The organism is Streptomyces sp. NPDC050422, from assembly GCF_044458665.1.
Classification (GTDB): Bacteria; Actinomycetota; Actinomycetes; order Streptomycetales; family Streptomycetaceae; genus Streptomyces.
On record NZ_JBITIE010000036.1, the window covers coordinates 1 to 21662 of the forward strand.

Here is a 21662-nt window from a genome sequence, read left to right on the forward strand (position 1 = left end):
GCCCGTCGAATACGAGACCAACTACTACCTCGTGACCACGAAACACCAGGTCACAACCACAATCTGAGGTCTCTACCGAACCCGGAACGGTTCAGTTAAGGCCTCGTTGCATTTGGCGGTGATCGTTAGACTGCGGACGTGGCGAGCGCAGAGGACCAAATGGAGACTGTCTGCCGGGTCTGTGGCTTTGAGGGTGAGGTGTTCTGGGAGGGGGGCTGGCCGAATGAGGCTGCCATCTGCCCCTGCTGCGACAACGAGCCCGATGTCGGGGACGCCAGCGTCATGGGCCTGCGCAACTACCGCGGATACTGGGTGGGGCACGGCGCCCCGTGGGGTAGCCCGTCGGAGGAGCGCAAGCACAAGCTCCGGGGTTGGGACCTGCTGAAGCAGATGCAGAACATCCCGCCGCAGTGGCGCTGATCTGGGCGATTGGTAACTGATCGTTTCAGAATGAGATCGGTGTGGTGGCTTGGCAGTTGAGTGTCGGGTCGGCAGGATCTGGTGGGTGTCTGCTGACCTTGTGCCTGATGAACTGTGGGAACGCATAGCCCCGCTGCTTCCGGAGCGCCCGCCTCGAAGGCATCGGCATCCCGGTCGGTTGCCGGTGGATGACCGCGCTGCACTGCGGGGCATCGTGTACGTGTTGCGCAAGGGTGTGAGCTGGCGGGACGTTCCCGCAGAGCTGGTGGGCTGCAGCGGGGTGACTGCCTGGCGGCGTCTGCGGGACTGGACCGAGGCCGGAGTGTGGCCCCGCCTGTATGAGGTTCTCCTGGCTGAACTGCGTAAAGAGGGCCTGTTGGAGATGGACGACGCCGCGATCGACGGCTCGCACGTCAGGGCCCTCAAAGGGGGGCTCACACCGGACCTTCGCCGGTCGACCGGGCCCGCCCGGGCAGCAAGCACCACCTGATCGTCGACCGACACGGAACACCGCTCGTCGTCTCCCTGACCAGCGGAAACCGTCACGACGTCACCCAGCTCACGCCTCTGCTGGACGCCATGCCCCGCATCCGCGGCCTGCGCGGCCGGCCACGCCACCGGCCCCGTCGGCTGTTCGCCGACCGCGGGTACGACTACGACAAGTACCGGCGTCTCGTCCGCGCCCGTGGGATCACCCCCAAGTTCGCCCGCCGAGGGACCCCGCACGGCTCGGGACTGGGTAAAACACGGTGGGTCGTCGAGCGGGCATTCGCCTGGCTCCACCAGTTCAAACGACTCCGCATCCGCTACGAGATTCGAGCCGACCTTCACCTCGGACTCCTCCAACTCGCCTGCAGCATCATCTGCTTGAGGCGGCTTGGAATCTCATTCTGAAACGATCAGTAAGTGCGTTGCGGCGTGAGTCGGCGGTAGCAGATGAGGGTGACTGCGATACCGGCGAAGGCGAGAGGGTGCTCGGGCTTACGTTCATAGCGGCGATGGAGGCGGCGGGAGCCCGCTCACCGTGCGCTCAACGGTCCAGCGGTGCCGCCCCAGGCGGGCGGATAGCTCGATGCCCCTGCGGGCGATACGCGGCACGACGTTACGGCTGCGGAGCCATCGGCGCAGGTGGTCATAGTCATAGCCCTTATCCGCATGGAGTTTGGCGGGGCTACGTCGTCTGGGTCCGCGACGGGAGCGGAATGGCGGGATCCCGCGCACGAGGGTTCAAGGCCGAGGCTGTCGTGGGTGTTTGCGGCGGATATACCGATCGATCGACGCAGACCGGTCCGCTCGGTGAGCAAGTGGATTCTTGAGCCCTTCTTACCGCGATCTACGGGATTCGAACCTGTCAGCCCCCGTTACCTTTTTCGTGGCTCCGCAATGGGGCTACCGGCCTTCGGGTCCGGCATGACTTCCCCCCTTGTTGCGGTTGATGATCCGGGGGGGTGGTGTCACCGGGCCCGGAGGCGTCGACAGACCGCTGGTGAGGGGCTTGAGCACCGGCTTCACCCTGGCCGGAAGAGCTCTCCGTAACGTGGGTGTGGCAGCTCGGGGCCGAGGCAAGGCCGGACGAACGCGTGATGAAGGGGCCTGCGCGTGATCGACATCGACGTCTTCCTCTGCCTGGACGTCGGCATGAGCGAACACCACGCCACCGCCGTCACGCCAGCCGGCAAGAAGGCCTTCGACAAGCGCCTGCCCAACACCGAGCCCAAGCTACGCGAGCTCTTCCCGAAGTTGCAGGCCAAGCACGGAACGGTGCTGGTCGTGGTCGACCAGCCGGCCTCGATCGGCGCCCTGCCGCTGGCGGTTCGCCCGCGACATGGGCTGCCCAGTCGCCTACCCGCCCGGCCTGACGATACGTCGGATCGCCGACCTCTACCCGGACGAGGCGAAGACGGACGCCAGGGATGCGTTCATCATCGCGGACGCGGCCCGCGCCATGCCGCACACGCTGCGGGCGATCGACGGCGAGGACGAGACGATCGCCGAGCTGGAGATGATCGTCGGGTTCGACGACGACCTGGCCGGCAAGGCGACCAGGGTCGCGAACCGGCTCCATGGCCTGCTGACCCAGATCCACCCCTCGCTGGAACGGGTCCTGGGGCCGCGGTTGCAGCACCCAGCCGTCCTCACGCTGCTGGAACGGTTCGGGTCACCGGCCCAGATGCGCAAGGCCGGACGGCGGCGGCTTGTCACCCTGCTGCGGCCGAAGGCGCCGAGGATGGCCGAACGGCTGGCCGAAGAGATCTTCGCCGCGCTGGACGAGCAGACCGTCACCGTTCCGGGGACCGAGGCGGCCGCGCTGATCGTCCCGAGCCTGGCCGGATCGCTGACCGCCGTCCTTGACCAGCGCAAACTCCTGGCCGGGCGGATCGAGGAACTCCTGGACTCCCACCCTCTTTCGAAGGTCCTGACGTCGTTGCCGGGAGTCGGCGTCAGGACCGGAGCCCGCATCCTGATCGAGGTCGGCACGGCAGCACCTTCCCGACCGCCGGTCACCTCGCCGCCTACGCCGGTCTCGCCCCTGCCACCCGCAGTTCGGGCTCTTCGATCCGCGGTGAACAGCCCTCAAGAAGGGGGAACAAGCAGCTCAAACGCGCTTTCTCCCTCTCCGCGTTCGCGGCCCTGGCCGACCCCGCATCGCGGACCTACTACGACAAGAAGATCGCCCAGGGCAAGCAGCACACCCAGGCCCTGCTCTGCCTCGCCAGACGCCGGACCGATGTCCTCTTCGCCATGCTCCGCGACGGAACCTTCTACGAACCCCGGCCAGCCTCAGCCGGCTGATCCTCAGCGGCCTCGCCGCACCCGGGACAGTCCCACTCGTCGACCGAGTCCAACACGACCGGATGACCGCAGAAGTCGCACGGCCGCATGCCCTCGACTACCGACTCTCGAACAGGCACTTCATCACTCATGACAGCCACACTGCCACCCGACCACCTTGACCGAAGACATAGGGGCACCCCCCACCGGACGCCCTGCAGAATCACGGCAACAGCCCCCTTCAGTCGGGTGCTGGGAGTCATTGTCAGTGCCCTCCGGCAGAGTGCCGCCCATGATCAACGAACTGGACAGCATCGACTGGTCGTCGATGAGCCACGCCTATGGCCCGGCCGTCGAAGTCCCCGTGTGGCTGCGGGCGATGGCCTCCCCTGACCCAGAAGTTCGGGACAAGGCGTTCAACGACTTCTACAACGCGGCCCACCATCAGGGTGACGTGTATCCCTGTACAGCGGCCAGCCTGCCGTTCCTCTTCGCCATGGCCGACGACGCAGCGACCCCCGACCGTGCCTCCATCGTGCAGCTGCTGCTCAGCATCGGCCGCGAATCCGCCGACCGGAGCGACGGCCTCTACTACTCACCGGACGGCATCGAGTCCACAGCAGGCGCAGACAGCCTGGCCCTCATACGCGAGCGCGCCGACACCTTCATCTCCCGCTCCAACGACCCCGACCCCTCCGTACGCCAGCCGGCGATCGAGGGCCTCGGCCACTTCCTCGAGGACGCCGACCAAGCCGTCGCGCTCCTGCGCGACCGGCTGTCCGCAGAACGCGGGATCGTCGAGCGGCTGCTGGTCGTCCGGACGATGGCAGACCTGGCGCTGCGACTGCCAGCAGCCTGCTCCTCCGCCACGGCATGGCTCGACACCCTGGCCGGCGAAGCCACCGCAGATCCCGACACCCGCCTGGCCGCCCTCGTCCACAAGGCACGCTGCTCCCCCGCAAGCATCGACGCCGACACCGTCCCCACGGCGATCAGCCTGCTCCGACAGCTCACGCCCGCGCCCCAGCCCGAACCACGAGGCAAGAAGTGCGAGACCGATCCCGACGCCTGCGCCTGCGCTGCCGAGCCGGCAACCACAACCGGGCAGGATGTGCCGCCCCAGATAACTGCCGCGTTCGCCGACCTGGAGCGGCACAACCGTGTCCACGCACCCACCACCGATCTCCTGCGCACCTTCCACGAGGTGCTCAACGCACGCCGGCCCGAGCGCACCGCGCTGCTCACCGAACAGCTCCACAGCCCGGACCCCGCCACCCGGTACGACGCGATCCGTATGGCCAAGGACCTGATCACCTCCTGGAGGGGCGAGCACACCGGCCTCGTCATGCTCCTCACGAAATGCCTGTTGCCTGAGGACCCGTACACCGCCGCCGCGGCCGCCGAAACCCTCGGATCCCTGCCCCTTGTCTCCGAGCCGGCCCGCGAGGCCCTCGCCGCCTACATCGACGCCCACCGCGCTGCGCACGGATCCGACGTGTGGGCGTCTCCCCATCCGCTGCGGCGTCGGGCGCATCAGGAAGCCGTCATGGCACTGGCGCGCCTCGGTGACGTACGCGCCCTGCCCTGCCTGCTGACCGCGCTGGACACAGGGTGCGACGCCTGGTGTGCCATCCAGGTCGCAGGGCACCTGAGCTCGGCCGCCGAGGAACTCGTGCCGAGACTGGCCCGGCTCCTTGCCGAGGCCGACCTCTCAAAGCAGTGGCCCCATACGGACACCGGCGCCCTCATATCTGCCCTCGCTGAGCTGCGTCACCCTGCGGGCCTACCCGCACTCACCCATGCCGTCAGCGCCGCGGCCCGGAATGAACACTGGTCCACCGCCACCTCCGCCGTGAACGCCCTCGCATCCTTCGGCCCCGGAGCCGCACCGGCCCTGATGGTCATCCGCCCGCTGACCGACGCCGAAGACGTGAATCTCCGCGCAGCTGCCGCGACCGCCGTGTGGGAACTCGGGCGCGACGCCGCCGAGTCCGTGCCAAGGCTGGAGGCCCTGCTCGACAGCCACTGCAACCACGAAGCCGCCGATACGCTCGGCCGGATCGGCCCACCCGCGCAGACCGCGCTGCCGCGGCTACGCGAACTGCTGGACGCCGGGTACGAGTGGACCCGCGTCCACGCCGCAGCCGCGCTCTGGGACATCGGAGGCGAGGCCGAAGCCAACATCGTCGTTCAAACGCTGCTCGCCGCCTGGGAGAAGAACGACGCAACAGGCAACCACGTCCTGGCCTGCCTCGACCGGATGGGCCTGGCCGCGGCACCAGCCCTCCCCCGCATCCAGACCGAGCTCGCACTGCCCCAACGAGGGGGACGATTCCGGAGCGTCGACAACGACGCGGAGGTACAGCGTCTTTGCCGCGACATCCAGGCTCGCCTCAGCTGCCCATAATGTGGCCGCCGTCGACCTACCGAAAGGCGGATCGGCCACTCACCACTAGAACTCACCACGGCTTGGTGAGTGCCGCCGCGCTCCTGTCTTGATGGACCCGTTGGCACAAGATCAGAGCGGCCGGCCATTGGCCATGCCCGAGACACAGGACCGGTTATGACCGGTGACCGATGCAGGTCGGGTCGGTCACCGGTCACGGACGCCGGTCGGTCATGATCCGATAGGTCGTTGTGGAGTCAGCGAGGGCTCCGTCGAGCAGGGAGTGCCAGTCCTGGCTACCCAGGTAGAGACTGCGAAGTGGCGGCCGAAGGGCGGGGCACGCTGGCTCTGATCGACCATTCAGAAAGTGCGATGAGAGGGTGACCAGTGGTGACCGAATTGCTGGCATCGGTCATGGCGGAGACCGGCCACCGGTCAAGCGGCGATCAACCGCCCTGGCATTCGGGGCCCGACATGGCTGTGGCCGATGCCCAAGAACAGTCACCGGCCACGCGCGAGCGGTGGTTCGAGGCGGAGCGGCATCTAGGACTCGACGGGGACCTTACGGCGCCAACTGCGGCCGAAGCGGTCCGCCAGAGGCTGTCTACATCCGGTCGAGGCGGTTACGGCCGCGTTCGGCACGGTCGAGGTGGTGGCGAGAGGCCGTGCGGGCAGCGCCGCATGTCCGGACTGCGGCCGCTTCTCGGGCCGAGTCCACAACCGTTACCAGCGCAGACTGAGGGACCTTCCACTTGCTGACCAAACATTTGTGATCCGGCTGACGGTTCGACGCTTCATGTGCGGGTTTGCGGACTGCCCGCGCCGGGCCTTCGCCGAGCCGTTCTCCCGGCTGACTGTTCCGCACGCGCGGTTCACCACGCGGCTCAACCACGCACTTGGGCAGGTGGGGCTCGCCCTGGCGGGGCGGGCCGGCGCTCAACTGGCGGCCCAGCTGGGCTTCGGTGCGGGACGGATGACCTTACTGCGCAGGGTCATGGCACTGCCCGATCCGCGGTTCAGTACGCGGCGAGTGCTGGGCGTGGACGACTTTGCGATCCGCCGCGGCCCAGAGCTACTCCACCGTCTTGACCAGCGTCGAAGACCACCGGGTGGTCGATGTGCTCCCGACCCGGGAAGCCGGGCCGCTGGCCGCCTGGCTGAACCGCCACCCCGGCGTGGAGGTCATCTGCCGGGACCGGGCGGGCGCCTACGCCGAGGGCGCCCGACGCGGAGCCCCCGACGCTCTGCAGGTCGCCGACCGGTTCCATCTGTGGCAGGGCCTCGGCCGGGCCGTGGAAACCTGCGCCGCCGCCCACCGCGACTGCCTGCGCAAACCGATGCCCAGCGGCATGCAGCCGGAAGCCACCGGACGTGCTTCCGGCCGGCCGCAGGACGATTCGGCGCCCATCGGCCGGCGGGCCGAACGGGAAGAAGGCCGCACACGCCCTGGTCCTCAACCGCCCCCGGGCTTTGAACTCCTACGCAAGATGATCTTGCTTCAGTAGTGCATCGCCTGGGTGCCGGCTCTCTACCCACCGCGTCGCAGATCAGAGTTCGGCCGTCCAGATTCCGACCGGATGGTCACTCGGAGGCAGCCACAACTGCGGCTGTGACGCGCGATGCCTCTTGTCCGCGCTCTCGTCCCAGTGGAAACGGCCCTCGGCATCAGGCCACGCGACTTGCACTACAGGGAGAGGCGGCCGCCGGTAGAAGCCTATGGCCTGCCCGAAGAAGGTCCGGTACCAGCCGCGATCAACCTGCCTGAGCGCGACTCGATGGCCGGCGACAACATCAGGATGGCTCTGGCCGTCTGCCAGTGTTTCGCCTGCGGCGGACTTCTCTCCGAGGGTGTTGAGCATGCGGTGCATGGCGTGGACATCGAGCCCGAACATGGCGAGTTCAGGTCCGCCGTGGGTGTGCGCGAGGCCGATCGTGTAAGCGAATCCAGGACCGATCTCGTCTTCGGGGACCATCACGACGTGCCATCCGTGCTGTTGCACATGCTCGATGACCGTCAGATCCATGCGGTCCGCTTCGTCCCGGTCGCCGTAGTCATGGCAGAGGACACAGCGGCACTGGAACGGATCATCAGTCATGTGCGGAGGGTACGAGGTGAGCCCCTATGTCGAGCCACCGGGGCTTGGAACCTTCTCAATCGAACAGCGCCCTCACCCTCTGCGATGGCTCCCCAAGATTTGTGCCAGAACCGAGAACGGGAGGCACCTCGTGGACCCTTCCGTAGGCCGGGTAGAGGTAGGCGTCGACTGGGCTGCGCGCCGGCGTCGGCGCGCCCCGTAGGGTGGTCTGATGTTCGATCGCTTGGAGATCAGGGTGTTGCCGCCGGGACCCCGGTTCGCGGCTCAGGTGCGGTTCTGGGTCAACGGCGAGGACATCGTCGAAGAGGCAGTCGACGGGGGCGGCCGCGGACCGTACGCCGCCGATGTGCTGCCGGCGGGGCGGCCCAGCCCTCTCCGGGCCATCGGAGAGGCCCGCCGCCTGGAGCTGGGGGAACCCGAGTGCACCGGCGGGTGCTGCGGCTTCCTGACCGTGATCGTGCAGCGGTGCGGGGAGATCGTGCAGTGGTCGGACTGGGAGGTCCCATGGGCGGCGCACACCCCCACGCCGTACCCCCCGCCGGAGCTCCACTTCGACGCGGGTCAATACGACACCGAAGTGGTTCGTGCTGAGGCGGACCGCTGGTGGCGGGTGTACTCGTAGGCCCAGTACTGCACGGCCCTGCCCGGCTGCGGGCTCTTACCGGCCCCGAGTCCTCGTCAACGGGAATGCCTCAAGCAGACCCAGGTGCTGTCGAAACTCGGGCTCTGGCTCAACTTCTGTGAAGCGGCCACTCTCAGTGACTACTGGGCCCCTGTGAGCTGGGGGTGAAGTTGCCTGAAAATGATCCCTGGGTAACGCAGTCGGGCTGAATGTTCAGGGCCGTGGAAGAGGTCCTGCTCCGGCTCAAGGAGTTGTTGTTCCCGTCGATCACGGACGTCACGGTGCTGTCGGTAGACGTGAACATCGCGATAGTGCGCGTTGATGCGCAATGCACGGCCGACGGCGCCGTGTGCCCGTTCTGTGGCACCTGGTCGAACCGGCTTCACGGTTCCTACCTGCGGTTTCCCGCTGATGTTCCCAGCGGAGGCCGACGGGTCGTCCTTCAATTGAGGGTCCGGCGATTCACCTGCGAAAACCCGGGCTGCGCACGCCGTACCTTCGTCGAGCAGATACGGGGCCTGGCGCGCCGGCACAGTCAGAGGACCGAACGGTTGCGCTCGACCCTGGCGTCGGTCGGCCTGGCCCTCGCGGGCCGGGCCGGGGCACGCATCGCCGGCGTTCTCGGCGTTTCCGTCAGCCGTAGCACGGTGCTTCGGCTGGTGGACGCGCTTCCCGAGCCCGAAATGGTCGCACCGCGGGTGGTCGGTGTCGACGAGTACGCGACCCGGAAGGGCCGCCACTACGGCACCGTCCTCATCGACATCGAAACCCGCCGCCCCGTCGACCTGTTGCCCGACCGGGAGGCGTCCAGCCTGGCGGCCTGGCTCGCCGCACGGCCGGGTGTTGAAGTCATCTGCCGAGACCGGGCGCCGTTCTTCGCCGAAGGCGCCACCGCCGGCGCTCCACAAGCGGTCCAGGTCGCGGACCGGTGGCACCTCTGGCACAACGTGAGCGAGGCTGCCGAACGGGCCGTCGCTCAGCACCGCCGCTGCCTCCGCGCCCTGGTCACGGCCGCCCCCGAACCCGATCCGGAGCCTGCGCCGGAGGAAGATTCTTCTGGCTCACCATGGCCGACGGGCCATCGTTTCGCCGACCGCACCCGCGCCAGGCACGCCGACGTCCACGCACTGCTGGAGGCCGGACACAGCCGTCGCTCGGTCCAGCGGCAGCTCGGTATGACCTGGCGGACCGTCAAGCAGCTCGCCGACGCAGCGAGGCCGGAGGAGCTTTTCACCGGGCAGTGGCAGAACCGACCGTCGGTCCTCGATGACTACAAGCCCTACCTGGACGACCGGTGGAACGAGGGCTGCACCAACGCCTGGAAGCTGTGGGAAGAGATCGTGCCGCTCGGCTACAAGGGCAGCTACCAGCGCGTCCGCGCCTACCTGCACAAGAAGCGCACCTCACCGCGGCCGGTAGTCGCCCGGCCGCCCTCGCCCCGAACGGTCGCCGGATGGATTCTCCGGCGACCCGAAACTCTTCCCGAGGCCGAACAACTGCTGCTCAAAACCGTGCGCACCCAATGCCCCGAGATCGACGCGCTCACCCGGCACGTCCGCGCCTTCGCGGTCATGCTGACTGAGCGCCAGGGCGAGCGTCTCCCGGACTGGCTCGCCGCCGTCCGGCAGGACGATCTGCCCAGTCTCCATACCCTTGCCGCCGGCATCGACCGCGACCGCGATGCCGTCATCGCCGGTCTCACCCTGCCCTGGAGTTCGGGCGCAGTCGAAGGCCATGTCAACCGCATCAAAATGATCAAGCGGCAGATGTACGGACGCGCTGGCTTCAACCTCCTGCGCAAGCGGGTACTGCTTGCCTCCTGAGCGCACTGTCAGTGACCAGTGCGACGATCCCCAGACGACCGCGCGAGGAGAGACATGGGCACCTGGGACATCGGCCCCTTCGACAACGACACCGCCGCCGACTTCGCCGGTGACCTGGACGAGGCAGCACTGGAAGAACGCGAAGCCATGATCCGCGGCGTGCTCAAGCGCGCCGCTGGGCCGGCGGACTTCCTGGGAATCTACGACGGCGAGCGAGCCGTGGGCGCGGCGGCCCTGGTCGTCGCCCAGCATCCTGACGGCGAGCCGGCGTGTTCGAACTATGGCCCATCAGAGCCGCTACCGGAGTTGCCTGCAGACCTTCGGATGCTCGCCGTCGATGCCCTGGACCAAGTGGTCTCCAACCGGTCTGAACTCGCCGAGCTGTGGGCCGAAGCTGCGAACTGGTCGAAGTGGCGCCAGGACATCACCCGCCTCCGCAACGTCCTTGACCCTCCAATCCCGCCACAAGAGGAAGCCCTGTTCGAGATCTAATCGGTGACCTACAGTCACGGACCACAGAAGTTGAGCCAGAGCCACTACTCGTGAATAAAGCCACCTTGTTGGATTCGCCACCGGTCTCAGGCGATGTTGTCTGTGCGAGGTTGGCGTTTGACGGTGACCGAGCTGATGCGGTCTTGCAGTTCGGGGGTAATCTCCCAGTCCTCGCCCGGGACGCCGGTGGCGGATTCCTCGTGCGCGTGGGCGGCTTTGATCAGGGCCTCGGCGTGGCTGGCGTCGAGGCCGGTGAATCGGACGCGGGCCTTGCAAGGGGCATCCACCGCGGCGACGCCGTCTTCGGGGCAGCCGCCCAGGCAGTGCACGTGGCGGATCATCGAGGTGTCGGCGGCCGGATTGGCCGCGATCTCTCGGGCGACCGCGCGGCGGAACGCCCCGTTGGCGAGCACGTCATAGCGCGGGCAGGTACGGCAGACGAGCAGCGTCATCGGTAGCTCCTCCAGAAGGCCGGAGACCGGGTCTGGTCCGGGGGAAGGTCGACCTACGGTGAGAGGGAAGAAGGACAGCTCACCCCAGTGGGGGTTGCCGGGCGGCCTGTCCGGGTACTGCGGGGTCCGGGCCTACCGGCCAGGCCCATGCCACCCAGCTGGTATCCCGGCGGGCGACGCGGACCTGACCGGACAGGCCGAAGGGCGGGTCGGACCGTGCGGAAGCGGGCCGTGTCAGGCGGCCGGAGCGGCGGGCAGTCCGCGGTCGGCGGCGTGCTCCTTGTGGAACTTGCCGTCCTGCATGATGTAGTGCAGCTTGTCGTGGTCCTGAAGGACGGTGATGTCGGCGATCGGGTCCCCGTCGACCAGGATCAGATCGGCGAGGTAGCCGGGCTGGACCTTGCCGAGCTCGTCCGGGCGCAGCATGATCTCGCCGCCCTGAGCGGTGGCGGAGAGGATCGCCTCCATCGGAGTGAAGCCGAGCAGTTCCACGAAGTGCTGCAGGTCGCGGGCGTAGGTGCCGTGCGGGGTCCAGGCGAACCCATAGTCCCCACCGGGCAGGACCTTGATCCCGCGACGGTGCATCTCGCGGAGCCCGGCGATCGCGCAGTCGAGCTCTCGCTTGTAGCCGATCGCCTCCGCAGCCTCCTGCGGGAACCCGAAGGCCTCGGCCTCGTACAGGGTCGCGACCAGCCAGTTGATCGCCGGCGCGACGAAGACCGTGTCTTTCTTCGCCTCGAGCATGTCCATGCCCTCGGCGTCGATGTAGCTGGCGTGGTAGATGATGTCGACGTCGTTGCGCAGACACATCTTCACGCTCTCCGCACTACGCGCGTGCGAGCACACCCGCTTGCCGAAGCGGTGGGCCTCGCGGGTGGCGGCCGCGACCTCCTCCTCGGAGAAGTAAGTGTCGTCGGCGTGCATGTCCGCGATCTCTTCGCCGGTCATCGACAGCTTGATCTGGTCGACTCCGACAGCGACGAGCTCGCGGACCGCCTTGCGCATGCCCTCGGGGCCGTCGGCGAACTTGGTGATCGACCGGATGATGGCCCCGCCGGTGACCGCGATCTCCGGGCCGTTGGCCAGGTAGCGCGGGCCCGGGAACCGGCCGGCGTTGATCGCGTCGCGACAGACCACGTCGAGACGTTCCTTCGCCGAGGCGGCACCGACGCACATGGTGTAGCCGGAGTCGAGGAAGGTCTTCGCCGACTCCAGGCAGAACAGCAGGTGCTCCTCGACCGGGGTGTGGCCCAGGCTCTCCAGGTCGGCGGAGTTGTTCCAGGAGAAGTGCGTGTGCGCGTCGCACAGCCCCGACATCAGCGTCCGGCCGCGGCCTTCGACGACACGGGCGCCCTCGGCGTGGCCGGGGTCGACCGTACCGACGGCGACGATGCGGTCGTTCTCCACCAGGACGTCACCCGAGTACGGGTCGGCGCCGGTGGAGTCGATGATGCTGACGTTGCGGAAATGAACCTTCTTAGTTGGAACGGGCATGGCGGACTCCTCGTCGAGACCTGCGGTAGTTGGTCGAGCCTGCGGTGGTTAGAGGAACTTGAGCAGCAAATCCGTGACCGGGCCGGCGGCCTCGACCGCGGTCCAGTGCCCCACGGCGGGCAGGATCTGCACGGTGGCCGAGCCGTGGGCCTCGGCGATCTCCTGGCTGGCCTCGGGCGGGCCGACCTTGTCGTCGCCGCCGGTGACCAGCAGCAGCGGCAGCTTCGAGTGGATCGGGCCGGGGTCTCCGGCTCCCGCGAGGGCCTCGCAGTTGCGGGCGTAGCCTTCGGCGTCCTGACGCATGACCAGCTCGCGGACGAACGCGGTGACCTCGGGCTTGTTCTGCCGGGTGGATTCGGACAGGGCGTTGGCCACGACGCCGGGAGCGACGGCCGCAGTGCCCTTCTCTCGCAGCACCGCCGCTCGGTCACGCTGGGCCTGGCGGCCGGCCTCAGCGGGCTCACGCACCGCGCCGAGCAGGGCGAGCGCGGTGACCTTCTCCGGGTGGCGGTTGGCGAACTCACGCACCACCAGGGTGCCCATCGAGTGGCCCACCACAGCGGCCGAGCCGATTCCGAGCGCGTCGAGCACGCCGGCGAGGTCCTCGGCATGGCTCTCGATGCTGATCCCGTCGGTGGTCGCGGAACGACCGGCACCAGCCGAGTCGACGCGGATCACGCGGTGCCGCTCGGCCAGGGCCTGCGCCTGGACCTGGTAGAAGTTCGTCGTTCCACCCAGGCCGTGCACCATCAGAACAGCGGGGGCGTCCTCCGGCCCGTCGATGTCGATCGCCAGGTCCTTGCCGTTGATGTTCACAGAAACGCTCCTTGAGGTTGTTGCGGTCGGTGTTGCAGCTGTGTTCTGTTGTGGTCTGGCGTCGCCGTAGTGGCGAGTCGAAGCCGATCCCGGCACCGCAGGGGTGCCGGTGCGACGATGTTGTTGGGCAGCAGGGTGATGCCCGCAGAGATCACCGCGATCAGCTCGGGGATGTCACTCGCAGGCGCCGTCGAGGTTGCCTTGCCATGAGGAGCTATCCGCGCTTGTCGATGACGCGCGCGTTGTCGCGGGGCAGGTCGCCGCTGCCGCTGCGGACCTCAGCCGATGCGCTCTCCGGTCACCAGGACCTCGCCGTGGAACGGCTCGCCGCTGCTGGAGTCGAAGAAGCGGACGCTGGTGAACAGGATCGACGTGCTCGGTGACATCGCCGTCACCATCCTTTCGGACGGCGTTGGTCAGGGGTGAGCGAGGAATTCCTGGAGATGGCGGGTGACCTCTTCGGGTGCTTCGAGGGTGTGCCAGTGGCCGATGCCCTCGATGACGTGCAGCCTGGCCTTGGGCAGCAAGGCGAAGATCTCGTCGTTGACGGCCATCGGGCTGGTCTTGTCGTCGCTGCCGGTGAGCAGCAGCACCGGGGCCTTGATGCTGGCGAAGTCCGGCTCCTCGGCCGAGGCCAGGGCCTCGCAGGCGGCGGCGTAACTGTCCGGGTCCTGGCCGAGCAGCAGTTCACGGACCAGAGCGGCGGCCAGGGGACGCTCGGTGCGGGTCTGCTCGGAGGTGGCCACCGACACGATGGTGTCGGCCACCGCGGACATGCCGCCCTCGCGCACCGTGCGTGCGCGCGCGAGCGTGGCCTGCTTGGCCTGCGGGCTCTGGGCACGGACCGGACCCAGCAGCGCGAGCTTGGTGACCCGGCCGGGATGAGCGGCGGCGAAGGTGGACGCGACCAGGGTGCCCATGGAGTGAGCGACGATGGCGGTCTCCTCGATGCCCTCCGCATCCAGCAGGGCGGCCAGTTCCTCGACCCAGCCGGTGACGCTGGGAGTACCGTTCCTGGGCGAGCGGCCGTGGCCGGACAGGTCGTAGCGCAGCACCGTGTGCTGCTCGGCCAGAGCGGCGACCTGCCGCTCGTAGACGGTGGTGGCCCCGCCGAGGCCGTGGATGAGGACCACGGGCGAGCCCTGCCCGGTCCTCTCGACGAACAGCTCGGCGCCTGCCGCGGACTGCAGGCGGTCACGGCCGGCCGCGGGACCGATGGTGTTGGTCAACTCGCCCAGTCCCGGGGCGGAGACGACGACCCGGTCTCCGGTGGTGAGGTACTTGGCCGGGTCGAAGCCGATGCCGACACCGACCGGGGTGCCGGTGGCGATGACGTCCCCGGGCTCCAGCGTGATGCCGGCCGAGAGGGTCTCGATGACGGTCGCCACGTCGAAGATCAGCTGGGAGGTGTTGGCGTCCTGGCGCAGTTCGCCATTGACGCGGGTCTGCAGCTGCAGATCGTCGATGTCGATCTCGTCGGCAGTCACAGCCCACGGCCCCATCGGGCAGAAGGTGTCCAGAGACTTGCCGATGAACCACTGCTTGTGGTCACGCTGCAGGTCGCGGGCGGTGACGTCGTTGATGAGGGTGTAGCCCCACACGTAGTCCATCGCCTCCTCCCGGCTCACCTTCGAGGCGCGCCGCCCGATGATGACGCCGATCTCGCCCTCGTAGTCGAGTGCGGAGGTGATGTCGGTGTGCGGGTCGACCACGTCACCCGAGGCAATCACGGACGCCGCCGGCTTGGTGAAGACGACCGGGTACTCCGGCACGTGCTCGCCGTCCGGGGAGCCGGTCGCGTCGAAACCGCTCTTCGCGAACTCCGCCGCGTGCTCAGAGTAGTTGCGCCCCACGCAGAAGATGTTGCGTGCCGGGACCAGAGGCGCCAGCAGACGCCCGTCGACGACCCGGCTGCCGATCCCCAGGCGGCTCGCGGCCTCGGGGCCCGCGTCGATGATCTGCCGCAGGTCGCTGACGGGAGCGCCGGTGTCGGCGAAGCGCACCTCGCGGCCCGTTCCGTGTTCGTCAACCGCGCACACCCGCACGCCGTCCTTGCTCTGAATCCTCGCGAAGCGCACCGTACCTCCTGAGCCAATGTGAACCAATCTTTAGGATCGGTTCGTATCGGTGAGCCTAGATTCGAGCCCCCAGGAGGTCAATACTCGATTTCTCGCGTATCGATCGACCGCGGTGCTAACATTGGTCCGCATTGGTTTATGGAGGGAGTGGAGATGGACGCTGTGGGCCCCGCCGCGGCCGTGCTCAAACATGTGGAAGAGATCATCACCACCGGCGGCCTTAAGCCCGGCGACCGCCTGCCCACCGAACGGAACCTGGCGGCAGCCACCGGGGTCGGCCGCGCCGCGGTCCGCGCCGCCCTGCAGGACCTGGAGTCCCGCGGAATCGTGCTCCGCCACGTCGGCCGCGGCACGTTCCTGGCTCCCGACGAGACCACCCTCGCCGACGGCGCCGCCCACCAGCCCAGCCCTGCGGAGATCATGGCCTCACGCCTTGTCCTTGAACCGGAGCTGATGCCGCTCGCCGTCGCCTCCGCCACCGGGGCCGACATAGCGGAAATGGAACGCTGCCTGCACGGAGGGGAGCAGGCCTCCAGCTCCGAAGAGTTCGAACGCTGGGACACCGCCCTGCACCACAGCTTCGCCGTGGCCACCCACAACGCGGTCCTGATCAGCGTCAGTTCCCTGCTCATCAACGCCCGCCGCCAGCCCATCTGGGGCGGACTCAAGCGCCGCAGCTTCAACCCCGAACGCCACCGCTGCTACTGCACCGAACACGAGCAGATCGTCGCCGCTGTCCGCGAGCGGGACCCGCAAGGCGCCCATGACGCCATGCGCGAACACCTCCACCACGTCCGTCGCGCCCTGCTCGGTGACCACCTCTGACGCGCCCGATGGAGCGGGTCGATGCGGGCTGGGCGTCCGCTCTCGGCCAGAGGCTGCGGACCATCTCGGAGCGGCACGGTGTCCCCGTCGAGGTCGATGAGCGCTACGGGCGGCCCGGTTGCGCGTGCTGATCCGCCGTGGACCCTTCGAGCGGACGGCAGTCCTTGCCGCGGGCGACCTGACCCTCGATCCGGCCACCCGCACCGTACGCCGTGGCGAGGCGGAGATCCCCCTGACCGCCAAGGAGTACGCCCTGCTCGAAGCCCTGCTGCGCCGCCCCGGCACCGTCCTCGCCCTGGCCACAGCATTCTGGCGCCTTCCCGAAGGCACCTGGGCGGCCGTGGGCCTGCTCTCCGGCGCCTCGGTGTTCCTGTGGCGCGCCTCGGCCAACATGCCCCAGCTCAACGACGACGGCTTGCCCGGCTTCTCCGCCAACGACTGGCTCGCTCCGCGACCAGAGGGTCTGTCAAACGAGCGGTGTAACTCCGGTTGTTGAGAGTTACTGTCGGGCTGCGGAGAGCGCATGGGGCCCGTGCTGCGCCGGCTGCTCGAGGCGGAGGCCGAGGTGGAGCGTCTGACCGCCGAGGTCGGCGAGCTACGCCGAGGCGCCACCCACGCGGTGGGGGCCGCCGTTCGCAGCGTGCACCAGCGGGGACACGACATCGCGTTGCCGTGGGAGATCATGGAGTTCCTCACCGGCGGCGCTGAAACCGCCGCGGCCGCTCCCCCACGCGCATTGTCTCGTGACGACTTCGAGGTCGTCATCTCCTCCCCCGGCGGCCTCTCTCCCGTAGTAGCCGAAGAGATCCGCTGCAAGCAGTGCGGCGGCATCACGACGCAGGCCAGGTTCGACGGGCAGGGGTGGACGCTGGACCGCCTCGACCGCATGGCCGACCGGCACGAATGCCTTCCCCGGGTGAGCGCCGACGATGCTGCGTGCCCGCAGGCCCTGGCCCCGGACGAGCCCCAAGGGAGTTCGGCAGAGGGGACGTCGGGCCGGTGAGGCCCTTCACCGCCGGCCGGAGCAGTTACCAGGCAGCCCGGCGCGCTCCCGGGAGATGCCGTACGGGGGAGGACCGGGAAGCGGTCTCGAGGGCGAAGGGCTCACCGGCACGCGGCCGGTGAGCCCTTCGGTTGTGGGGGCGGTGGTGGGAGCCGGTCAGAGGACGGCGTTGTACGCGTTCCAGCCGCCGCCGATCCTGCTGCGGGAGGCGAAGGGCGCGGTGGGGCTGCCCGTGCCCTTGTACAGCCAGAGCACTCCGGAGGCGTCACGGGCGGTGGCGTCGGCCTTGCCGTCAGCGGTCAGATCCCCGGTGAGGGACAGCTGGTTGTACACCTGCCAGCCCGGCCCGATTTTGACGCGCTTCGCGTACGGGACGGTGGCCTTGCCCGTGCCCTTGTACAGCCAGAGCACTCCCGAGGCGTCGCGCGCGACGAGATCGGGCCGGCCGTCGCCGCTGAGATCGGCGCCCGAGGCGAACTGGCGGTAGGTCCCCCAGCCGCCGCCGATCCTGACGCGGGGAGCGAACCGCGCGGCGCCGGTGCTGCCGGTGCCCTTGTACAGCCACAGGGTCCCGGAGGCGTCACGGGCCACGAGGTCCGGCCGGCCGTCGTGGTTCACATCGCCCGCGCCGGTGAGCTGGTCGTAGATGTTCCAGCCGCTGCCGACCTTGACGCGGGCAGCGTACGGCTCGCCGTACGGATCGAACTGCCGGTCGTAATACCAGAGATGGCCGGAGCGGTCGCGCGCGACGAGCTCGCCGTGGCCGCGTGTGGCGCCGGCCGGGGTGGCGCCCCGCGGATAGTCCAGGTTCTCGGTCAGCGGTGAGAGGCTGGTGAGCTTGTCGTACGCCTGCCAGCCGCTGCCGATCGGCTTGCGGGAGAGGAAGGGGGCGGCGGAGGTGCCCCTTCCGGAGTACAGGAACAGCTGCCCGGCGGCGTTGCGCGCGAGAAGGTCGTGCCGGGGGAACACCGGGGCGCCTTCGACCGAAAAGGCCCCGGCCTCGTAGACGTTCGGGTCGCCCATGCCACTGCGGGTGTAGATGTCGTACGACGTCTCGGCTTGCAGGCGCCATGCGTGGGTGCCCGGGGCCGGGGTGAGGTCGTAGTTGATGGTGTGGTCGCCGGGTTCCAGGTGGCAGAAGAGGTTGATGAAATTGAGATCGGCCATGAGTTCGGGGGACCTCGTGGCACAGGAGGCGCCGGTGTCGGTGGTGACGTTCCCGAACCGGATGTGCTCGGAGCGCCAGTCGACCTGACCGGGTGCGGTGTCGAAGTGGAGGTTAAGCACCCCGGAGTCGTTGGCGTGCACCCGCAGGCCCTGCCGTACCGCCTGTCCCGCGGATACGTTCGGCACGTCGAAGTCGACGGTGTTGAGCAGGGCGTGCTTCCGTGACTTGACCACGGCCGTCGACATTCCGGAGGTCGCGGTGGCGGGCCGGACGCCGGCGCTGCGGGCGGCGTCGATGGCCGCGCCGAGGTCTCCGCCCGGGGGGAGGTACGCGTATCCCCGGTAGAGGGCGGTGTCGGTGGCTTCCTTCGACACCACGAACTGCGGCGGCCGTTGGTAGTTGCGCCCCATGTCACACGTGTAGACGGCCTTGTGGTCGGCGATCGCCTGGCATTCGGTGAAACTCATGGTGAGGGATGACGGCCACCCGGCGTGCTCTCCCGTGCCGTCGAGCGGGCCGGTCCCGAAGGCCAGCACCAGGTGCCCTTTGTCCGGTACCTCGCCGGTGATGGTCACATCGGTGAAGGAGACGGCGTCGGGCGGCAAAACCTCGTCCCGGAGGGTGATGCGCGTGCCGTCCTCAGCCATGGCCGGGCCCGAGTTGATGAGGGCTGCGGCCGTGATCAGTCCGGTGGCTGCGCTCATGGCGGCTGCTCGCCGCCACAGTCTTCGATGCATGGAGGTCCTCATCCGGTGCTGGAGCGTGTGGGTCCCATGGCCGGTGCGCCGGAGCGGTGTGGGTGGCTTCGGCGTCACCGGACGACCGTGAGTCGATCTTGGGTGTTCAGAAGATACCGGTGATGTCCCGGCCTGGGCACTGTCTTTCGCGAGGTGACTGCCGGACAGGTCATCTGGGTGCCGGACAGGCCGGTGTACATGCCCCCGGCATCCGCCGTCCGTCGCGGAACACCCGGCTTTGTCGCCGGTCGCCTGCAGGATTGTCCGCGATCGGTAACCGAGGCAGCCCCCGTGCTGCACGATGCACTGGCCGCGCTCGCGGCCGAGGACGTCGACGGACTCCTGTGCCCCGACAGCCGCGCAATTGGACCCGAATTGTCTGCCGGCCGACTGGGGCTGGAAGGTCACACGCCCTTCAGGCCGCGGCTTCAACGACGACCCGGTCGACTACGCCGCCGCCCTGCGCGACCGCCGCCGCATCCTCATCGAGGAAGCACCCGGCTTACCGCTACGGCGCCGCAAGCAGCCGTGGCACCGTGCAGCACCACATGCATCAGGTGCCAACTACTTGCCCTTCACGACCGAAATCCCGTTCGGACTGTGGATCATCAGTCTCGTCCCGAACGACGATGAGGAGCGCTCCGGACGAACGTGGGGCCAACGAATATGGTCCCGGGTACCGGCCTGGTGGGCGCTGGGACCTCAAGGGCGAACAGCGGCAGCACTGCTCGCCCGACTGGAGACGCTGACCTGGGACGAAGTCCTCACCCTGCGCCGCTCCTACAACAAGGCATGGCCGACCGAACGTGAAGACCCCGCTTGGTACAAGGCGCAGGACCTCGCCACGACCGCCAACCGGGCACAGCTGAAGAACGTACTGATCAAGCACACCGAAGCAACACTGGCCCGAGCAGCCCACACTCACGGCAAACGCGTACGGGACTTCTCGGACGAACAGAAAACCGTCTGCTTCGCCGCCGCGGCCCTCGCCATCGAAGACCTCTCCCCCAGCCTCGCCCACCGCCTCCTCGGCCCCCTCCGCCTCGCACTCGGCGACGTTCGCACCTACGCCGTCCCCTCATGGGCCGACAGCGTGTGATACCAGGTGAGCTCACGACACGCGCCCCGGAACCCTGGAATCACGTGTGATCGTCGACAGCGGACACGAGGCCCTCGCTGAGCACCGCTCCGACTGACCCGACCCCAGGTGACGTGAAGCGGCCAGAGCTCCGCCGCCCCCTGGCATCTTCCCCCGCCGCTCCAAACGCTGTTGCGTGTGGCCAGACATGTAGATGGACGAGGGGAAATACGCCGCGGTACACGCGGCACGGCAGCGCGCGACGCCAGCCGCACCCCTTCGTACGGCCCCCGGCCATGCTCCCAACAGTCACACCGCCCCGCACCGGACCGCCGGCCCCTCGCGACCCGCCCCCAGACCATCGTCAACTCCGGCCTTGTGTACCCGCACAACCGCCGTCCCGGACTAGCCCGGCAGCCTCAAGCAGCTCGAGCACCTGTCCAGTTCAAGCCGATGACTCGTCCAAGCGCCGCCGCATACGAACGACCACTGAACCTGAACCTTGTGCAACGCAGATGACACGACCTGATCACGCAACCAGCTAACTGACAAAGCCGCAGGCCAGACCCCTGCTCCCGCACAACGCCCACCATCACTGCAGCTACTGGCACACTGCGCTCCCCCGCCCATCGACACACCCCGAACTGATCAACGCAGGCCAGAGCACCAACCACTGATCAGAAAGACCGCTCCTGGACATCGCCGCCCTCGCCGCATTGGGCATGGAATGGGCAGGCCCGGCGCCAGCCGTCGTGGCCGCCCCGGAGCCCGCCCGCACCGTCGGTGGCTCCGCAGAAGCAAACGGTTCGGGAGCACCACGAGGAGTGTGACAGTGGAGGCCGGGCGGGTGGGTCACCAGAGGCCGAAGAACCGTGTCCACCAGGTGGGCCGTGCCGCGAAGTGCTCCAGCGCGCTGGGGCCCTTGTAATCGCTCTCCAACAGTTCCTCGGGGACACTCACGTAGCCGAGATCGGCCAGCGCCCGCTCCACGGTGGCGAGGTCGCCGAGGTCGAGGGCCCCCTCCTCGTGGGCCTCGCCTGTGCCGAGGAAGGCCCCCGGATTGTCGGCGCAGACCTCTGCGAGGGAGCCGAACTTGCTCACGCACACCACGATCCGCGTCCCGCAGACCGTCGCGTCCGTGGGCACGTGCACGCGCCCGTACTCGCTGGAGTCCTGGGTGTCCCGCTCGGACTCGCACGAGGCACCGAAGTCCACTTCGAGCCGACGCACCAGCCCGCCAAACTTGCGGCCGGTCGCGGCGCGGTCGTAGTGCAGCGGCCGTTCCAGCCGCTCCGGGTCATCAAGTTCGCGCAGCAGGGCCAGCAGCTCTATCTCGCTCTTCGCCATCCGCACATCCTGCCGAACGACGTAGCGGACGAGGCGCAGACGAAGGATCACTC

Annotated in this window: 18 protein-coding genes and 3 pseudogenes; 13 read left to right on the forward strand and 8 right to left on the reverse strand. The window is 68.4% G+C overall.

Annotation, left to right across the window (positions count from 1 at the left end; translation table 11 throughout):
- Positions 1–138 precede the first annotated feature (138 nt).
- Together ACIBJG_RS36565 and ACIBJG_RS36570 are read left to right on the forward strand one after the other, a co-directional pair.
- The gene (locus tag ACIBJG_RS36565; RefSeq protein ID WP_399314365.1) at positions 139–420 is read left to right on the forward strand and encodes a hypothetical protein; all 282 of its coding nucleotides are present in this window, start codon (positions 139–141) and stop codon (positions 418–420) included.
- Positions 421–505: 85 nt separating this feature from the next.
- Positions 506–1314 (forward strand): IS5 family transposase gene (locus ACIBJG_RS36570; protein WP_399314367.1). Its coding sequence is split into 2 segments (ribosomal slippage): positions 506–845 and positions 845–1314, totalling 810 coding nucleotides; the frame shifts between segments, so codons are not numbered across the junction.
- Positions 1315–1319: 5 nt separating this feature from the next.
- Here ACIBJG_RS36570 and ACIBJG_RS36575 read toward each other — a convergent pair.
- Positions 1320–1775 (reverse strand): annotated as a pseudogene (locus ACIBJG_RS36575) (transposase); the annotation flags it as partial.
- Between the two features lie 283 nt (positions 1776–2058).
- Between ACIBJG_RS36575 and ACIBJG_RS36580 the strand changes: the two are divergent.
- The 4 genes and pseudogenes from ACIBJG_RS36580 to ACIBJG_RS36595 all read left to right on the forward strand — a co-directional run bounded on the left by ACIBJG_RS36580 (position 2059) and on the right by ACIBJG_RS36595 (position 7083).
- Positions 2059–3213: pseudogene (locus ACIBJG_RS36580) on the forward strand (IS110 family transposase).
- Between the two features lie 271 nt (positions 3214–3484).
- Entirely contained in the window at positions 3485–5599 is a 2115-nt protein-coding gene (locus ACIBJG_RS36585) for a HEAT repeat domain-containing protein (RefSeq protein ID WP_399314369.1), read from the forward strand.
- A gap of 631 nt (positions 5600–6230) precedes the next feature.
- Positions 6231–6320, forward strand: a pseudogene (locus ACIBJG_RS36590) (hypothetical protein); the annotation flags it as partial.
- 343 nt (positions 6321–6663) lie between these two features.
- Entirely contained in the window at positions 6664–7083 is a 420-nt protein-coding gene (locus ACIBJG_RS36595) for a transposase (RefSeq protein WP_399314371.1), read from the forward strand.
- A gap of 42 nt (positions 7084–7125) precedes the next feature.
- On the opposite strand, the gene ACIBJG_RS36600 is transcribed toward ACIBJG_RS36595, so the two are convergent.
- Positions 7126–7674, reverse strand: coding sequence for a DUF4262 domain-containing protein (locus tag ACIBJG_RS36600; RefSeq protein ID WP_399314373.1), 549 nt, complete (start codon positions 7672–7674; stop codon positions 7126–7128).
- A gap of 211 nt (positions 7675–7885) precedes the next feature.
- On the opposite strand from ACIBJG_RS36600, the gene ACIBJG_RS36605 reads away from it, so the two are divergent.
- The 3 genes from ACIBJG_RS36605 (at position 7886) to ACIBJG_RS36615 (ending at position 10611) form a co-directional block, all read left to right on the forward strand.
- A complete protein-coding gene (locus ACIBJG_RS36605; RefSeq protein ID WP_399314374.1) occupies positions 7886–8296 on the forward strand; it encodes a hypothetical protein in 411 nt (136 codons plus the stop codon).
- A 221-nt stretch (positions 8297–8517) separates the two neighbouring features.
- Positions 8518–10119 carry an ISL3 family transposase gene (locus ACIBJG_RS36610; protein ID WP_399314376.1) on the forward strand — a complete coding sequence of 534 codons (1602 nt, stop codon included), beginning with the start codon at positions 8518–8520 and terminating at the stop codon, positions 10117–10119.
- Positions 10120–10173: 54 nt separating this feature from the next.
- Positions 10174–10611 (forward strand): DUF4259 domain-containing protein, encoded by a 438-nt coding sequence (locus ACIBJG_RS36615; protein WP_399314377.1) that lies wholly within the window; start codon positions 10174–10176, stop codon positions 10609–10611.
- An 86-nt stretch (positions 10612–10697) separates the two neighbouring features.
- On the opposite strand, the gene ACIBJG_RS36620 is transcribed toward ACIBJG_RS36615, so the two are convergent.
- The 4 genes from ACIBJG_RS36620 to ACIBJG_RS36635 all read right to left on the reverse strand — a co-directional run bounded on the left by ACIBJG_RS36620 (position 10698) and on the right by ACIBJG_RS36635 (position 15451).
- Positions 10698–11063, reverse strand: coding sequence for a hypothetical protein (locus tag ACIBJG_RS36620; protein ID WP_399314379.1), 366 nt, complete (start codon positions 11061–11063; stop codon positions 10698–10700).
- Between the two features lie 234 nt (positions 11064–11297).
- Positions 11298–12557: an amidohydrolase family protein gene (locus tag ACIBJG_RS36625; RefSeq protein ID WP_399314381.1), complete on the reverse strand. Its 1260-nt coding sequence runs from the start codon at positions 12555–12557 to the stop codon at positions 11298–11300.
- A gap of 48 nt (positions 12558–12605) precedes the next feature.
- Complete coding sequence (locus ACIBJG_RS36630) at positions 12606–13373, reverse strand: alpha/beta fold hydrolase (RefSeq protein ID WP_399314382.1); 768 nt, start codon at positions 13371–13373, stop codon at positions 12606–12608.
- Between the two features lie 416 nt (positions 13374–13789).
- Positions 13790–15451, reverse strand: a complete 1662-nt coding sequence (locus ACIBJG_RS36635; protein WP_399314384.1) for an alpha/beta fold hydrolase — start codon at positions 15449–15451, stop codon at positions 13790–13792.
- 153 nt (positions 15452–15604) lie between these two features.
- Between ACIBJG_RS36635 and ACIBJG_RS36640 the strand changes: the two genes are divergently transcribed.
- The 3 genes from ACIBJG_RS36640 to ACIBJG_RS36650 all read left to right on the forward strand — a co-directional run bounded on the left by ACIBJG_RS36640 (position 15605) and on the right by ACIBJG_RS36650 (position 17279).
- A complete protein-coding gene (locus tag ACIBJG_RS36640) occupies positions 15605–16276 on the forward strand; it encodes a FadR/GntR family transcriptional regulator (RefSeq protein ID WP_399314386.1) in 672 nt (223 codons plus the stop codon).
- Positions 16277–16400: 124 nt separating this feature from the next.
- Positions 16401–16772, forward strand: a complete 372-nt coding sequence (locus ACIBJG_RS36645) for a winged helix-turn-helix domain-containing protein (protein ID WP_399314387.1) — start codon at positions 16401–16403, stop codon at positions 16770–16772.
- A 27-nt stretch (positions 16773–16799) separates the two neighbouring features.
- Complete coding sequence (locus ACIBJG_RS36650) at positions 16800–17279, forward strand: hypothetical protein (protein ID WP_399314390.1); 480 nt, start codon at positions 16800–16802, stop codon at positions 17277–17279.
- 156 nt (positions 17280–17435) lie between these two features.
- On the opposite strand, the gene ACIBJG_RS36655 is transcribed toward ACIBJG_RS36650, so the two are convergent.
- Entirely contained in the window at positions 17436–19151 is a 1716-nt protein-coding gene (locus ACIBJG_RS36655; RefSeq protein ID WP_399314392.1) for an FG-GAP repeat domain-containing protein, read from the reverse strand.
- A 397-nt stretch (positions 19152–19548) separates the two neighbouring features.
- Between ACIBJG_RS36655 and ACIBJG_RS36660 the strand changes: the two genes are divergently transcribed.
- On the forward strand, positions 19549–20283 hold the full coding sequence (locus tag ACIBJG_RS36660) for a hypothetical protein (RefSeq protein ID WP_399314393.1): 735 nt from the start codon (positions 19549–19551) through the stop codon (positions 20281–20283).
- A gap of 831 nt (positions 20284–21114) precedes the next feature.
- Here ACIBJG_RS36660 and ACIBJG_RS36665 read toward each other — a convergent pair.
- Positions 21115–21660 carry a hypothetical protein gene (locus ACIBJG_RS36665; RefSeq protein WP_399314395.1) on the reverse strand — a complete coding sequence of 182 codons (546 nt, stop codon included), beginning with the start codon at positions 21658–21660 and terminating at the stop codon, positions 21115–21117.
- Between the last annotated feature and the right edge of the window lie 2 nt (positions 21661–21662).